General features: G+C 56.6%; 12 protein-coding genes. All 12 read left to right on the top strand.

The window, feature by feature from the left end; genetic code table 11:
• Nucleotides 1–819 carry a phytanoyl-CoA dioxygenase family protein gene (locus F7231_RS23555; protein ID WP_166693774.1) on the top strand — a complete coding sequence of 273 codons (819 nt, stop codon included), beginning with the start codon at nucleotides 1–3 and terminating at the stop codon, nucleotides 817–819.
• 211 nt (nucleotides 820–1030) lie between these two features.
• A complete protein-coding gene (locus tag F7231_RS23550) occupies nucleotides 1031–4048 on the top strand; it encodes a SusC/RagA family TonB-linked outer membrane protein (protein ID WP_166693773.1) in 3018 nt (1005 codons plus the stop codon).
• Between the two features lie 129 nt (nucleotides 4049–4177).
• Nucleotides 4178–5530 (top strand): RagB/SusD family nutrient uptake outer membrane protein, encoded by a 1353-nt coding sequence (locus tag F7231_RS23545; RefSeq protein ID WP_166693772.1) that lies wholly within the window; start codon nucleotides 4178–4180, stop codon nucleotides 5528–5530.
• 182 nt (nucleotides 5531–5712) lie between these two features.
• Entirely contained in the window at nucleotides 5713–6594 is an 882-nt protein-coding gene (locus F7231_RS23540; protein WP_166693771.1) for a cyanophycinase, read from the top strand.
• A gap of 13 nt (nucleotides 6595–6607) precedes the next feature.
• Nucleotides 6608–8029, top strand: a complete 1422-nt coding sequence (locus F7231_RS23535; protein WP_229370288.1) for a DoxX family protein — start codon at nucleotides 6608–6610, stop codon at nucleotides 8027–8029.
• Between the two features lie 94 nt (nucleotides 8030–8123).
• Nucleotides 8124–9755 (top strand): hypothetical protein, encoded by a 1632-nt coding sequence (locus tag F7231_RS23530; RefSeq protein WP_208295670.1) that lies wholly within the window; start codon nucleotides 8124–8126, stop codon nucleotides 9753–9755.
• Nucleotides 9748–10362, top strand: a complete 615-nt coding sequence (locus F7231_RS23525; protein ID WP_166693770.1) for a c-type cytochrome — start codon at nucleotides 9748–9750, stop codon at nucleotides 10360–10362. Before F7231_RS23530 ends, F7231_RS23525 begins: the two co-directional genes overlap by 8 nt.
• A 203-nt stretch (nucleotides 10363–10565) precedes the next feature.
• On the top strand, nucleotides 10566–11780 hold the full coding sequence (soxC, locus tag F7231_RS23520; RefSeq protein ID WP_166693769.1) for a sulfite dehydrogenase: 1215 nt from the start codon (nucleotides 10566–10568) through the stop codon (nucleotides 11778–11780).
• Nucleotides 11781–11782: 2 nt separating this feature from the next.
• On the top strand, nucleotides 11783–13243 hold the full coding sequence (locus F7231_RS23515) for a phytoene desaturase family protein (RefSeq protein ID WP_166693768.1): 1461 nt from the start codon (nucleotides 11783–11785) through the stop codon (nucleotides 13241–13243).
• 80 nt (nucleotides 13244–13323) lie between these two features.
• Entirely contained in the window at nucleotides 13324–14487 is a 1164-nt protein-coding gene (locus F7231_RS23510) for a methionine aminotransferase (protein ID WP_166693767.1), read from the top strand.
• A 118-nt stretch (nucleotides 14488–14605) separates the two neighbouring features.
• Nucleotides 14606–15154, top strand: coding sequence for a carboxymuconolactone decarboxylase family protein (locus tag F7231_RS23505; protein WP_166693766.1), 549 nt, complete (start codon nucleotides 14606–14608; stop codon nucleotides 15152–15154).
• Between the two features lie 28 nt (nucleotides 15155–15182).
• The gene (locus F7231_RS23500; protein ID WP_166693765.1) at nucleotides 15183–16001 is read left to right on the top strand and encodes a mycofactocin-coupled SDR family oxidoreductase; all 819 of its coding nucleotides are present in this window, start codon (nucleotides 15183–15185) and stop codon (nucleotides 15999–16001) included.
• The last annotated feature ends 4 nt before the right edge of the window (nucleotides 16002–16005 follow it).

Below are 16005 nucleotides of genomic sequence, written 5' to 3'. Positions count from 1 at the left end.
ATGCTTTTCACATCCAACAAAACCACCCTGGGGCTTTCGCAGATACTGACAGCCGATCAACTTGCCTTCTTCAACCAGAACGGCTTTATTCATATCAAACAGTTTGTCGACCGGCAAACAGTCAACCTCTTTTTGTCTGAAATTCAGTGGATTGAACAGCAATGGCTGGCAGAAAACAGAGAAAAAGTAAACGGTACGCCCATTAAATACGGCTACGACGAACAGGGCCAGCGGATTGTGCAACGGTTTGCATTTGCTTCGCAGTTTAGCCCGATTCTGGAAGCTTTCCTGAACGACGATCGGTTGCAGGGATTAACGCAGCTTCTGGCTCCGTATGAGGGTCGGATCAGTCCGCAGGAGAAAGACGGGCTGGTAGTGAATCACTACGTCAGAACACCGGAAAGCAACTTTTCGCGGATGGGCTGGCATACCGACAGCCCGCGCGACCTGTTTCTGGGGCAACGTATTCTGCCCATGCTGAACGTTGGTCTGCACCTCGACGACTGCCCCCAAAGCAATGGCGGCCTGCGGGTTCTACCCGGTACTCATCGGCAGCATGCACTGATGACCCTCTTCCGTAAAAAGCAGTTCATCGACCACCGCCCCGACCGCCGGGAAGTGGGTTTCGATATTGAAGCGGGTGACCTCACCATCCATAACGGCAACCTGTGGCACCGCGTAGAGCAGTCGCCAAACCTCGGGGCCTCAAGCCGTCGGCGGGTTATGTATATTCCGATCATTACGGGTAATAAAAAACCCAAAAATGCCAGCAGCAAAACGCCGTTCTACCACCGTTTCGCCAAGCGCATTCAGGATTGAATAGCCTTACACCCAACCCGGACGCGGGACAGCCAAGCAACTACTCAGAAACAACACCCTTTTTTCAACACACCACAGTACGCATACAGTGCTCAGCCTGACGGCAATTAGGTTGAGCACTAATAATGAAAAAGCCGAAACGGCGGCAACCGTTTCGGCTGGTACAAACAAGGTCCGGCAAGACCTCATTTTTCACGTAACCACTACAATAATGCGAATTTTTATTCGATTAGTAGCCATTTTTCTGCTACTCACCAGCGGATTGCTGCCCGGCAAGGCACAGGCGCAAACAGCTACAATTTCCGGAACGGTACGATCTAAGGCAGGCGAAGCCATCCCCGGCGCCAATATTGTTACCAAAGGGTCCAATCGGGGAACGAGCACCGATGGCAACGGCCGCTACTCGATCACGGCCGGTCCCGGACAAGTCCTGGTTGTGTCGGCTATCGGGTACACCAACACAGAAGCGACGGTAGGCAATGTGGGCAGCTCCACCCAGATTGACATTACGCTGGACGAGTCACCGGCTCAACTAACCGAACTGGTAGTGGTTGGCTATGGCACGCAGGATCGCAGAAAAGTGATCGGGGCCGTTTCGCAACTTAATGCCGACGAACTAAAAACGCGGCCCGTTGCCAGCTTCGAGCAGCAATTGCAGGGGCGCGTGGCGGGCGTTCAGGTATCGGCCAACACGGGCGTACCGGGCGACGGCCTCTACTTCCGTATTCGGGGCAACACCTCAATCAACGCCAGCAACGACCCACTCTATGTGGTCGATGGCGTGTTTATCAATAACAATAGCCTTCAGAAAATCACGACGCAGGGGCAGGCCAATAACCCACTGGCCGACATTAATCCCGCTGATATCGAATCGATTTCGATTCTGAAAGATGCCGAAGCCACGGCCATTTACGGCGCTCGTGCGGCCAACGGCGTAGTGGTGATCACGACCAAACGGGGTACGTATAATGCCAAAACGAAGGTAACGTTCAACACCTCGGCCGGGCAGGCGTGGGCACCCAAGCTTTGGGATCTGGTTACCGGCCCCGAACACGCCACGATCATTAACGAAGCCTGGGTGAACGACGGCAAACCATTGGCTACCCGCCCATTTCGCCCCGTTGCCGAGGGGGGACGCGGCTTACCCGAAGAGCAACAGACCTATGACCGGCTGAGCGACATTTTCCGGGCGGGTGCGTTGCAGAATTACGACCTGAGCGTATCGGGTGGTAATCAGCAGACGCGCTTTTACCTCGGCGGCGGCTACACCAGCCAGCAGGCCACGCTCCGCACCAACGACTTTGCGCGAGCCAGCTTCAAACTCAACCTCGACCATGAGCTGACCGATAAGATTCGGATTGGTACGAGCAACATCTTTTCGCAATCGAACCGGACGAACGCGCGGGTGGGAGACGGACCACAGGGTGGTATTTTGCAGGCGGCGCTACACACGCCTACGTACCTGCCCAAGTTCAACGCGGATGGTACGTACGCCAAATGGGCCGGTTTCGATAACCTCGACGTGCTGATTAATAATACCGATATGCAGTCGGTGAGTACACGGTACATCGGCAATATATATGGCGAGTGGGACGTACTGCCGGACCTGAAATTGCGCAGTAGCTGGAGTCTGGATTACAACCTCTACGATGAAAATGAGTACTGGAACACGCTCACCAACCGGGGCGCGGCCAGCAAGGGATTGGCTACCTCGAGCCTCAGCCAAAGCATGATCTGGATCAACGAGCAGACGCTGAACTACCGCAAGACATTCGGCGGTGAGCACTCGTTCGGGGTGCTGATCGGCAACACAATTCAGGGTAACACCACCAAACAAACCCTGGCTCAGGGCACCAACTTCCCCTCCGACGATTTCAAGCAGATTGCCTCGGCTTCGGTAACTACCTCCTCGTCGAACCGCAGCGTGAACCGGCTTACATCCTTCTTCGGGCGGGTCGACTACAGTTTTGCCCGTAAATACTTCGTTGAAGCCAGCCTGCGGGCCGATGCGTCGAGCCGGTTTGGGGCCAATCATCGTTGGGGCTATTTCCCATCGGCGGGCGTAGCGTGGCAGATCAAGCAGGAAAACTTCTTGCAGGACGTGCGGGCGATCAGCGACCTGAAACTGCGAGCAAGCATTGGCTGGACGGGCAACCAGAACGGCATCAACGACTTTGCGTCGCGCGGGTTGTGGGGCGGCGGCTACAACTACCAGGACAATCCAGGTACGTTCCCAACGCAACTGGCCAACCCCGATTTGAAGTGGGAAACCACCCGCCAGATCAACGCCGGGCTGAATATCGGCCTGTTCAATAACCGTGTGGCGCTGGAAGTGAACGCCTACGAAAAGTACACCTACGACCTGCTGATTCAGGTGCCCCTGGCGCAAAGCACGGGCTTTTCGAGCATCTTCCGCAACGACGGCGAGGTGAGCAACCGGGGCCTTGAGTTTGGCCTGAACACGGTCAACATCCAAAGCAAAGGCCTGACCTGGAGTACCAATTTCAACATTTCGACCAACAAGAACCGCATCGAAAAACTGTCGATCCCGGTCGATGCCAGCTACAACGTGGAGCGACTGGTGCAGGGCTATCCGTACCACGCGTTCTTCGTGTATAAGCAGTTGGGCGTAAACCCCGAAACGGGCGATGCCATCTACGACGATTACAACAAAGACGGTGTGATCACGGCGGCCGACCGGCAGTATGTCGGTACGGCACTACCCAATTTTGTCGGCGGTCTGAATAACACGGTGGCCTACAAGGGCTTTGATTTGTCGGTGCTGGTCAATTTCACATCGGGCAATCTGGTTAACAACAACAACCGCTTCTTCCACGAATCGGGCGGAACGCGGGATGACCGGCGGGCGATTAACAAGAACCAGTTGAACCGCTGGCAGAAAGCCGGCGACATCACCGACGTTCCCCGCATCACGACGCTGGGCAACAACTACAACCTGAACCCAAACAGCCGATTCATCGAAGATGGCTCATTCATCCGGCTTAGCAGCGTGGTACTGGGGTACACACTGCCCAGAGTATGGCTACGCAAAGTGGGTATCTCGTCGGCGCGGGTGTATTACAACGGCTCGAACCTATTCCTGATCAGCAAGTACCAGGGACCAGACCCGGAGGTAAACGTAACCGCCAACCAAAGCACGCAGGGCCAGGACCTGGGTACGCCCCCCATCCCAAGAACCGCCCAGTTTGGCCTTAATCTGACATTGTAAATCCCTCACCCCCGGCCCCTCTCCCCTACAGGAGAGGGGAGCAATGCTCCGCTAATTAGCTAAGCTACTGTAGAGCGACTCCCCTCTCCCAACGTGGGAGAGGGGCTGGGGGTGAGGGCAACCTCCACTATGAACAAGACAAAATTCTTCCTTCCACTGCTCTTCCTACTTGCAGGATGCAACAATTTCCTTGAGGTTCAGCCCGTATTGCAGGTTGACGAACAACGGGCAATTACGTCAGCGAATACGGCCGAGGTGGCCTTAAACGGGCTGTACAACCGCCTGGGCAATGATAATTATTATGGGTCGAACTTCCCGGCGCTATCGTACCTATCGGGAGGCGATATTCAATGGACGGGTTCACAGGGGGCGCCGCAGGAGATTACCGCCCGTAAGCTGACCGCCGATAATGGGTACGTGTCGCAGGCGTGGCAGGGCATTTACCAGACTATTCTGGCAGCGAATTACCTGCTCGAAACCGTTCCGACGCTGACTGACCCGCTGTTGACCGAGGCGCGCAAAGGACAGATTCAGGGCGAGGCGCTGGCCATTCGGGCGTTGGCTTATTTCGATCTGGCACGAGGCTGGGGTGGCGTGCAACTGGTGCTGAAACCAACCCGCTCTGCTACAGAAAACACAGGTATCACCCGCAGTAGTCTGGCCGATACTTACGCACAAGTACTGAAAGACCTGACAGCAGCCGAACCACTGCTGGCCGCAACGACCAACCGCAACCGCGTCACGCGCAAAACGGTCTGGGCGCTACGGGCGCGGTATCACCTCTACCGGCAGGAATGGGAGCAGGCCGACGCCTATGCGACGAGGCTAATCGACGATGCAACGAACTACAAACTGGTGAAACCCTACAACGCGTTCTTCGCCAATAATGCCGTGAACACCACGGAGTCAGTATTTGAGCTGGCTTATTCCAACTCGTTTAAAAATGGGCATTTCAACTGGTGGCTCCCACCAGCACTGAGCGGTCGACGGGAATGGGCACCCAATGCGCAGTTGGTGACACTGCTGAACAATCCGGCCATAGGTGGTAATCGGTCGGCAGTCATTGGCCAAACGGCGGCTCCAGGTAATCTCTGGTACGGTAGACTCTATTACCGCAACCCCACCGGCACCGACCCCGCTTACCTGATCCGGATTGCCGAAGTGTACCTGATTCGTGCCGAAGCCCGCGCTAAATTGGGTAAACCTGCCGATGCTCTAGTCGACATCAACGCCGTTCGCAGCCGCGCCGATCTGACCGCCCTAACCAGCACCACAACGCCTACCACCGACGCCATTCTACTGGCCATCGAGAACGAAAGACGCCTCGAATTCGCCTTCGAAGCCGACCGCTGGTTTGACCTCATCCGCACCGGCCGCGTGGCCACCGTCCTGGGTATCACCGACGCCAACAAATACGTGTTTCCCATCCCAACCAGTGAAATTCTAGCCGATAAAGCCCTGACTCAGAACAAGGGGTATTAACTTACTCAGGCCCTCACCCGCAGCGGCGGACCGTCCCAGCCCCTCTCCCACGTTGGGAGAGGGGAATAGCCCTACAGTAGCTTCGCTGATAGGCAGAGCATTTCCCCTCTCTCAACGTGGGAGAGGGGCTGGGACGGTCCGCCGCTGCGGGTGAGGGTAAACACATAAACCATACAACCATCATGAGAACTCGCTTCACGTATATCGTCCTCCTTGTTGCCCTCTTTGCCGGGCGACTTTCTGCCCAAACGGCAGGCCCAGAGAAAGGGGCTGTGGTGATCGTTGGGGGCGGCGCTATCTCGCCCGACATCTGGAATCGCTTCATCGAGCTGGCGGGCGGGAAGGCGAACGCCCGGATTATTGTGATCCCCACGGCGGGTGACGATTCGACGCTTACGGCTAGCGGGCAACGTACCCAGAAACGGCTTCAGGAACTGGGCGTCGCCAACGTGACCTTGCTTCACACCCGCGACCCAAAACAGGCTAATCAGGAATCGTTTGTAGCTCCCATTCGGCAGGCAACGGCCGTATGGTTTGAAGGTGGTCGGCACTGGAGGCTGGCCGATTCGTACCTGAACACGCTGGCGCACAACGAATTCAACGCGCTGCTTGGTCGGGGCGGTGTGATCGGCGGCACGTCGGCGGGAGCTACCATCATCGGCTCGTTTATGGTGCGAGGCGATACAAAAGGCAACAGCATCATGGTGGGCGACCATACCGAAGGACTGGCTTTCGTGAAAAACCTGACCGTCGATCAACACGTGCTGCGCCGGAACCGGCAGTTTGATCTGATCGACGTGATTAAGGCGCGACCCGAACTACTAGGCATTGGTATTGATGAGAGTACGGCGGTGGTAGTGCAGAAGAACGCGTTCGAGGTCATCGGCAATTCGCTCGTGGGCATCTACGACATTAACCAGATCAACAGCAACGCGAAGTACCCATCGGGTCAGAATAGCACGGGCGGGCCGTTTTACTTCCTGAGCAAAGGCCAGAAATTCGATCTGCAAACGCGAAAAGTAATCAACCAGACACCACCCCGGCCGAACGAACCGGCTAAGTAAAACTCAACACCCTATGAGTACCTCCTATCACGAGCCGCATCCCAGTTGGGAAGGCCGTTCAGCCACTGCTTTGCCCAATTCGGACTGGAAACCGGCCGAACAAGGGATTTTCCGCTTCGTTGCGCTGTATTTTCTGGTTCAGATCGTACCGTTGGCCCCGTCGTTCTGGCGCGATTTGCTCACAGCCAATTGGCAGTATGGCCTTTACCAACCCCTGTTCAAGCTGGCCAAGTATACGCCCAACTTCGTCGGCGACAGTGGTTCATTCCTAAACTGGATCATAGCGGCAGTGCTAGCCGGGCTGGGTACGTTCGGCTGGTCAATCTGGGAGAAGAACCGGCTGAAAGCAGGCAAACCGGCGCTTGATTACAACCAGTTGAACGCCTGGTTACGCATCCTGATCCGTTACCGGTTGGCGTCTGGGTTACTGGCATTCGGCCTCATTAAGCTGTTCCCGATTCAGGCACCCGAACCGTCGCTCAGCCACCTCAACACGCCCTACGGCGAGCTGACCGAATGGAAAATCTTTGCCCTGACTTTGGGTGTTGTCCCGTCGTATCAGGCATTTCTGGGCCTGGTCGAAACAATCGCTGGCCTGTTACTACTCACCCGCCGATCGGCCACCATCGGGGCGTTCATCACGGTCTTTTTTACGGGCAATGTGTTCATGTCGAACGTCGCGTATGGCGGGGGCGAATTCGTTTACAGCCTGTTCCTGATCAGCCTTGCCCTGTTTCTGCTGACCTACGACGGCCTCCGACTCTACAACTTGCTAGTGATGGGCAAACCAACCGCGCCCAACCGCTACCGTCTGACATTTGCCGAAGGCTGGCAACAATCGGCCCGGCTGGCGGGTAAGGCCGTAGCCGCGTTGTTGATTCTCTCCTACGGACTGTCTGCCTACGGGGCCTTGCGGCAAGGTGGACATCAATACCCAAGTGCCGCAAAAAAGGGCCCTTTGTCCGAAGCTGCCGGTTTATACACCGTCCGGGAGTTTCGCCTGAATGGGCAAACGCGCCCGCCCTCACCAGCCGATTCAATCCGCTGGCAAAACGTTGTGATCGAGAACTGGAACACGATCAGCATTCGTCGGCCAGCCCCGGCAGCACTGGTTACGCTAAACCAGGAAGATATAATCGGGCCAGATTCAGCGCGGACGTTCGAGTGGGCGGGGCAGATCGGGCGGCATTATTACCACTATGAGCTATTGGCCGGGGCATCAGCATCGTCCGCCCAGACGCTCCAGCTCCGCAACCCGCAGCGCTCCGACGATAGCTTCCAATTCCAGTACGAACGTCCCAACCCAGGTACGTTGGTACTGGCTGGCGTAAATGCCCACCGCGATTCTGTGTACGCCGTTCTGGAACGGGTAGATAAGAAATACCTGCTGGCCGAAGCCGCCAAAGCAGGCCGCAGAAAAGGATTGACCTTGTAATCGGCGTTCCATCCGGCTACCGTAAGGACGCAAAATCTTGCCGCACCGGCGGACCGGTCTCTACACACGCGTCAGCAATAACCCCATTTCCCTCATGATAAGCGCAGAAACACTAACTCAGTCGCAGGCCAATGCGCCAGCGGCAACCCCAAAAACAGCGCAAAGCCGTTGGTCCGAAACGGAGAAGATCACGTTTCGAATCGCGTTCGTTTTTTTCGTCGCCATGGCTTTGCCGAATAACGTCGGCTGGTACCGCGATTTCTTTGCTCTAGACTGGACGAACCTGCATTACCGCGACGTGTATGACATCGCCCGGTTCGGCTCCGGCCTGAGTTTGTTTGGCAACACCTTGTTTGGCAGTCCGTTACTGGGGTATGCGCCCTGGATCATTACACTGCTAGCTGCTATCGTCGGCGGGCTGCTCTGGACCGGCATTGTTAAAATTCGAAAGGCAGAGCCTGTCAATTACAACTTGCTGTATTACTGGCTTCGCGTGGTGGTGCGTTACCGGGCGGGTATTGGCATCATCGGATTCGGCTTCACGAAGCTCCTGCCGACGCAACTACCTTACCCATCGCTAGGCATCTTAAACACCAATTTCGGCGACCTTACGGCGCAAAAGCTCTACTGGCTATCGATCGGTATTGTGCCCTGGTACGAAGTGTTCACCGGCGTGGTCGAAGTGGCGGCGGGCGTGTTTCTTTTCTTCCGCAAAACCACCTTCCTGGGTGCGGCCCTGCTGTTCGGTGCCCTGGCCGACATTGTGTACGTCAACCTCGCCTACGATGGGGGCGTGCACGTGTACAGCTCCTACTTCGTGCTGCTGGCGGCCTTTTTGTTGTGGTATGATATTCCATTTGCCTGGAACCTGCTGGTGCGCGAACGGTTCACAGTGCCAGTTTACCACTACCCCACCTTCACAAACGCCTGGCAACGCTGGGTACGTTACAGCCTGAAAGCCGCTACGCTGTTCCTGTTCATTGGCGTGCTGTTTTACCTGCAAGTCGTCAATTTCATCTACGACCCCTATAAACAACCCGCCCAGCGCGGCATTCGCGAACTGCGCGGCAATTACGCCGTGACTGAGTTCAAGCTGAACGGTCAGCCCCTCCCCTACAACCCGACCGACTCGACACGCTGGCAGGAAGCGACTTTCGAGAACTGGAGCACCCTAACCTTCAAAGTAAACCGCCTCGCCAGACTCGACCTGAGCAACGGCGGTGGCGCCCCCATGCGCGACCTGAACCGGACGTTTGAAGTGACCGGCGTAGCGGGCGGTCAACGCGTGTTCTACTACGACGCTGACACCGTAAACCAGACGCTCTACTTACAAGATAAAGTACGCCTGAACGGCCCCCGCGAGGACGCGCCCGGAGCGGGCAACCCGGGCGAAAGCGGCACTCGTCGGCGGAAGGAGCAAACAAAAAATCCGAACGCGATCTCGGAGAAACAGTGGATTCCGGCGCAGGCGCGGGCCAACATCGGTGATGAGTTTACGAAGGTGCATCCGTTGGTGCAGACCACCCGGCGCAAGCGGGGCCTTGTCGAGGAAAGTAAGCCCGCCGAACGGAAACGAATGGTACTCCGCTACCAGACAACAGACGGTTCACGCGTAGTACTGACCGGCATCAACGAAAAGAAAGATTCGATCTATGTCGTTCTCGACCGCATTGTCCGATCCTACGCCCTGACGGAGAGCACCTTGAAAGCTGGCCGTTATGACTAAGCGGTGGCTCCTACTGCCCGTTTTATTACTTAGTTGGCCAAGCCGGCCGGCTGCACCAATCAGGTTTCGTTCGCACGAATTTGCAGTTGAAGCAACCAAAAGTCAGCCCGACACCCTGCCCACACCCTTCGGCCCAGGTACGTTCGGTCTCGGGAAAACAGCATCAGTCACGCAGATTGCCGCCCTAGACATCGACGTTCGACCCGATGGCACAGGTCTGCCAGCCGGGTCGGGAACGGTAGCGATCGGCGCGGTGATTTTCGCGGCGAAATGCGCGGCCTGTCACGGGGCTGGCGGTACGGGTGGCCCCAACGGTGCACTGGTGGTGACGCCATCAGTCGCAGGCAAACGCTCAGACAAAGTGATTGGCAATTACTGGCCCTACGCCACCACCGTTTTCGACTATGTGCGCCGGGCCATGCCGTTTAACCAACCCGGTTCGCTGACTAACGACGAAGTGTATGCACTCACCGCTTTTCTACTCCACACCAACAAACTCATCAACGAAAAAACCACCATGAATGCCAAAACCCTGCCCGCCGTCCGTATGCCCGCCCAACCCAACTTCGTCCCCGACGACCGAACCGGCGGGCCGACGATTCGGTGAAAGTGCTTTACACAAACGTAGTGCTTCGCGAATTAGATTGCTTTCGCCTGGCCCTTCGACAGGCTCAGGGTAACAATCTCACTCAAGGTTGTCATGAACATGCTTGGGTTTCCTGTCACCCTGAGCCTGTCGAAGGGATATGCGAAAGCAACACACTAAAAGCTAAATCCAACTACCCTCAACCACTTCATCAACAAACCCCTATGAAAAACGACCAAAAAATCTCGCGACGTAGCCTGCTGGGTGGTGCTATGGCGGTAGCGGTGGTACAGACTTCATTTGCCAGCGGAGTGCAAATCGGTGTTCCCGACGATCCGACGAAGCAGATGGGTGTTCCGCCGGGGAAAGTCGGCACGCGGTCGGCGTTTGAGAAGCTGGCGAAAGCTCCGTCCGATATTTCGTCGCGGTCACCGTTGCAGGATTTCAAGGGCATGATTACCCCGTCGGACCTGCATTTCGAACGGCACCACAACGGCGTTCCAACCATCGACCCGGTGACTTACTCGTTAACGATTCATGGCTTCGTGGACCGGCCAACGGTGTTTTCATTGGCAGATCTGAAACGGTTTCCGTCCGTCTCACGCATCGCGTTTCTGGAATGCTCGGGCAACTTCCGGACGGGGAAAGAAACCATGACGCCACAGGATATTTGCGGCCTGACGAGCCAAAGCGAATGGACCGGCGTTCGGCTGTCGACCTTGTTTCGGGAAGTAGGCGTTCGCGAAAAAGCCAGCTGGTTTCTGGCCGAAGGGGGCGATGCGGCCCTGATGACGCGGAGTATTCCCGTTCGCAAAGGCTGGGACGATGCCATTATCGCCTATGCCCAAAACGGCGAGGCCATCCGTCCGGAACAGGGCTATCCGGTCCGGCTGTTTCTGCCGGGTTGGGAGGGCAACACCAGCGTAAAATGGCTTCGTCGAATAGAGCTTGGCGACGCGCCCTGGCATACCCGCGAAGAAACATCGAAGTACACTGAAGCGATCAAAGACGGAAAGGTCCGGCAATTCAGTTTCGATATCGATGCCCGGAGCATCATCACCTTTCCAACGTACCCAGCCCAGATCGAGCGCGGCTGGATCGAGATTCGGGGGCTGGCCTGGAGCGGGCGCGGCAAGGTGCTCCGAGTCGAGGTCAGTACCGATGCGGGGAAGACGTGGCAGGTGGCCGACCTACAAGATCCGGTTCTTGATAAAGCGCACACTGTTTTTCGGCATCTTTGGCGATGGAATGGCAACGAAACCCTGATCATGAGCCGGGTGACCGACGAAACGGGCTATACCCAACCTACCTTTCGGCAACTTGTTGAGGCACGAGGACCCGATATGGGCGGTTACCACCTGAATCCGGTGACGGCCTGGCAAGTAAAACCCGACGGGCAGGTATTGAACCAACCCGAACAACTGAATGCGACTCGTTGACGATGCACACATCCGAAAAACAATATGACGCCGTAATTGTCGGCTCCGGCCCGAACGGACTGAGCGCGGCCATTGTACTGGCGCGGGCGGGTCTGTCGGTAGTAGTGCTCGAAGCACGCTCAATCATCGGGGGCGGCACCCGCTCGGCGGAACTGACCATGCCCGGATTTGTGCACGACATGGGATCGGCCATTCATCCGCTGGCGGCTGGTTCGCCCCTGTTTCGGAGTTTACCGTTAGCCGAGCACGGTCTGGAATGGATTTACCCGCCCGTTGCTGCCGCCCACCCCCTCGACGGTGGCAAGACCGCTCTGCTGATCGGTTCCGTAGCCGACACCGCTCGAACGCTGGGCGCCGATGAGGCAACGTACCTGAAGCTAATGGAGCCGATTGTCGAACACTGGTCTACGCTGGCTCCAGACTTGCTTGGGCCATTACGTTTTCCAAAGCACCCAATCGATCTGGCCCTGTTTGGGCTTGATGCCCTTCCGCCGGCAACGTACCTGGCCAGTCGATTTAAGACGACCGAAGCGCGGGCACTACTGGCGGGTATGGCGGCTCACGCCATTCAGCCCCTGACTAATCTAACAACCTCGGCTATTGCGCTGGTGCTGATGGCGGCCGGGCATCAACGCGGCTGGCCCATGCCCAAAGGCGGGTCGCAACAAATTGCCAATGCACTGGCCTCGTACCTGCGATCGATGGGGGGCGAAATCCAGACCGACCGAACGGTTCGTACACTGGCCGACATTCCCAAAACGCGCGTGGTCTTATTCGACCTGACACCCAAACAGATTCTCAGCATAGCTGGTGATCGCTTCTCGACGTTGTACCGGAAACAGTTGGAAAATTACCGTTACGGCCCCGGTATTTTCAAAGTCGATTGGGCGCTTGATGGGCCAATTCCGTTCACCAACGCCGATTGCCAGCGGGCCGGTACAATTCACCTCGGCGGTACACTCGAAGAAATCGTCACGGCCGAACAGCAGACCTATGATGGGAAACACCCTGATCGACCGTATGTATTGCTCGCCCAGCAAAGCCGGTTCGATCCTACCCGCGCCCCCGAGGGTAAACACACCGCCTGGGCCTATTGCCACGTACCCAACGGCTCGACCGTCGATATGACCACTCAAATTGAGGGGCAGTTGGAACGCTTCGCACCCGGTTTCCGCGACCTGATTCTGGCTAAACATACCATGAATACAGCGCAGGTCGAGGACTGGAACCCGAACTACGTGGGCGGCGACATTAACGGCGGCATCATCGATATTGGTCAGCTGTTCACCCGCCCAACCATCAGCCTGACGCCCTACCGGACCTCAGAAGCGGGTATGTTTATCTGCTCATCGGCCACACCGCCCGGCGGAGGGGTTCATGGCATGTGCGGCTACCACGCCGCCCGCGTAGTGCTACGCGATAGCTTCGGAAAGGCTATTCCAGTAACTTTGGCCACTACGTAATGCGGCTTTTATCGGAGACATACGGTGCCCATAAAGCCCAGACAGCACACGCTCAAAAAACGGATTGACATCCGTATACAATGCAACCGACCCAAACGCTTCCTTCCAAACTCCCCCACGTTGGCACTACCATATTCACGGTCATGTCGAAACTGGCGGCCGATGTTGGCGCGCTCAACCTGTCGCAGGGGTTCCCGAGTTTCCCCGCCGACCCGGCTCTGCTCGAACTGGTGACGAAGGCGTTACGGGCGAACCACAATCAGTATGCACCAATGGCGGGTGTACCGGTACTGCGCGATGCCATTGCGCAAAAAACCGCCGATGTGTACGGCATCAGCTACAGCCCGGATACGGAGATTACCGTTACCTCAGGCGCGACCGAAGCCCTGTATGCGGCCATTACCGCCGTGGTGCAATCGGGCGACGAGGTGATCGTGTTTGAACCCGCCTACGACAGCTACGTTCCGGCCATTGAACTGGCCGGGGGCATACCCGTTTACGTTACACTTACCCCGCCCGATTATGCCGTCGATTGGGTGCAGGTAGCCGACAAGATCACGGAACGTACCCGGCTACTACTGGTTAATACGCCACACAACCCCACCGGCCGTGTCTGGACAGGCGACGATCTGAACCAGTTGGCCGACCTGATTCGCGACCGCGACATCTTCGTGATTGCCGATGAAGTGTATGAGCATATCACCTTCGACAACCGGCCGCACCTATCGCTGATGCAGCATCCGGGGTTACAGGAGCGCACGTTTGTCGTTGGTTCCTTTGGGAAGACGTTCCATGTTACGGGCTGGAAAGTGGGCTACTGCCTTGCTCCTGCAGCCCTAACTACGGAGTTCCGCAAGGTTCATCAGTTTATGACCTTCAGCGTTTCGACGCCAATGCAATACGCCCTAGCCGAGTATCTGCAGCAGCCCGAGCGTTACCTGGAATTGCCCGCTTTCTACCAGCATAAACGCGACTTATTTCTGCAAGCCATTGCCAGTTCCCGGTTCAGGTACGTACCTACCGAAGGCACGTTCTTTCAAAACGTATCCTACGAAGCCATCACCGCCGAGCCTGATTACGACCTGGCGATTCGCCTGACGAAAGAAATCGGCGTTGCGTCCATCCCGGTGTCTGTCTTCTACAATCAGAAGAACGACTACAACATTCTCCGCTTCTGTTTTGCCAAAGACGACGACACACTGCTCCGCGCTGGTGAACGACTGGTAAAGTGGACGAATTTGTAGGTGGGTTTTGCTTCGCGAGTTAGGCTGTTCTCGCCTGGCCCTTCGGCAGGCTAAAGCAACCTAACCCGCGAAGCCACAAAATGCATGAAGCAGTAAGCCACTTCAAACCTTCACAATCATGACTCCCCGCATTCAGCCACTACCCGAATCGAATGCTTCCGATGAGTTAAAGGCGGCATGGGCGAAGCATATCGACGATTATCCCGGCTCAAGGATCACGAACATGAAAGCCACGCTGAGCCATTCGCCGCTGGCATTCGACGTGTATATGCAGTGGTATCCGCTCTATCAGGCCGTGATCGCAATTACTGGCGAACGATCGGCGTATCTGTTTGCGCACGCCATTTCAGAAGCGTCGAATTGTCCGCTTTGCACCACATTTTTTCGGAAGATCATCATTCAGAACGGCGAGCGGCCAGAAGACCTGCACCTGACCGACCACGAACAGCACCTACTGGACTTCGGCGCGGCCATTGCCCAAAATCAAGGTGAGGTTCCCGACGAGGTGTACGAACCTATCCGGCAACGGTTTTCTGATCGGGACGTTGTTACCCTCGTCGCCTTCGCCGGGCAGATGATCGCCACGAACCTGATCAACAACGTGCTCCACGTCACGATCGACGAATACCTCTACCCCTATTTACCATTAGCCCAATCGGACCACTAAACCGCCGGATAGCCGGACCGCCCCACTCATGCCTGATGTAGTTGAACAGCAAACCGCCAAGAAAGTTGCCTTCATCACTGGTGCCGCCCACGGACAGGGCCGAGCGGTGGCGCTGGCCTTAGCCAAAGAAGGTATCAATATTGTTGCCTTCGATGTAGCCAAAGACCTGACGTACCCAGCCTACACCTTCGGCTCGGCCGATGAGCTAATCCAGCTGCAACAGGATATTGAAGCCCTCGGCACAAGCTGCCTGTCCGTAACCGGCGATGTACGCAACGATGCCGACGTAACCAGGGCCGTAGAGCAAGCAATGAACGAGTTTGGGCGGATCGACATCCTCTTCAACAACGCGGGTATCTGCGCTTACGGCTTGGCTCATGAGCTAACCGAAGACGCCTGGGACGCTATGCTCGACATCAACCTCAAAGGCGCGTGGCTGGTTGCCCGGCGAGTCATTCCGGTGATGATTGAACAGCAATCGGGCATTATTCTCAACAATTCGAGCATTGCCGGTCTCCGGGGCATGAACCGACTGAGCCATTATGCGGCGTCGAAATGGGGACTTGTGGGGCTGACCAAATCGTGGGCTATCGAGCTGGCCCCCTACAACATACGGGTCAATTCCATTCACCCAACGGGCGTCAACACACCAATGAACGACGGGTTGGCTGCGCTCGAAGGCACCACCACGCAGGAGATCGCCGAACGGTCGGCAGGAAATTTATTGCCGGTTCCCTGGGTTGAACCTGAAGATGTATCGGCGATGGTGCTCTATCTGGTCTCAGACGGCGCTCGCTACATCACCGGTTCCCAATTCGTGCTCGACGCGGGTTTGCTAACTCGGTAACAGT

It is taken from the genome of Fibrivirga algicola, assembly GCF_011742925.1.
GTDB classification, from domain to species: Bacteria; Bacteroidota; Bacteroidia; order Cytophagales; family Spirosomataceae; genus Fibrella; species Fibrella algicola.
Note: the sequence above shows the minus strand (reverse complement) of the source record. Positions and strands in the feature narration are given on the sequence as shown.

What these genes read in the sequence shown, in the direction of transcription:
- F7231_RS23515 (WP_166693768.1), top strand. Translation starts at nt 11,783, where the DNA reads ATGCACACATCCGAAAAACAATATGACGCCGTAATTGTCGGCTCCGGC.
- F7231_RS23530 (WP_208295670.1), top strand. Translation starts at nt 8,124, where the DNA reads ATGATAAGCGCAGAAACACTAACTCAGTCGCAGGCCAATGCGCCAGCG.
- soxC (WP_166693769.1), top strand. Translation starts at nt 10,566, where the DNA reads ATGAAAAACGACCAAAAAATCTCGCGACGTAGCCTGCTGGGTGGTGCT.
- F7231_RS23535 (WP_229370288.1), top strand. Translation starts at nt 6,608, where the DNA reads ATGAGTACCTCCTATCACGAGCCGCATCCCAGTTGGGAAGGCCGTTCA.
- F7231_RS23500 (WP_166693765.1), top strand. Translation starts at nt 15,183, where the DNA reads ATGCCTGATGTAGTTGAACAGCAAACCGCCAAGAAAGTTGCCTTCATC.
- F7231_RS23545 (WP_166693772.1), top strand. Translation starts at nt 4,178, where the DNA reads ATGAACAAGACAAAATTCTTCCTTCCACTGCTCTTCCTACTTGCAGGA.
- F7231_RS23510 (WP_166693767.1), top strand. Translation starts at nt 13,324, where the DNA reads ATGCAACCGACCCAAACGCTTCCTTCCAAACTCCCCCACGTTGGCACT.
- F7231_RS23505 (WP_166693766.1), top strand. Translation starts at nt 14,606, where the DNA reads ATGACTCCCCGCATTCAGCCACTACCCGAATCGAATGCTTCCGATGAG.
- F7231_RS23540 (WP_166693771.1), top strand. Translation starts at nt 5,713, where the DNA reads ATGAGAACTCGCTTCACGTATATCGTCCTCCTTGTTGCCCTCTTTGCC.
- F7231_RS23525 (WP_166693770.1), top strand. Translation starts at nt 9,748, where the DNA reads ATGACTAAGCGGTGGCTCCTACTGCCCGTTTTATTACTTAGTTGGCCA.
- F7231_RS23550 (WP_166693773.1), top strand. Translation starts at nt 1,031, where the DNA reads ATGCGAATTTTTATTCGATTAGTAGCCATTTTTCTGCTACTCACCAGC.
- F7231_RS23555 (WP_166693774.1), top strand. Translation starts at nt 1, where the DNA reads ATGCTTTTCACATCCAACAAAACCACCCTGGGGCTTTCGCAGATACTG.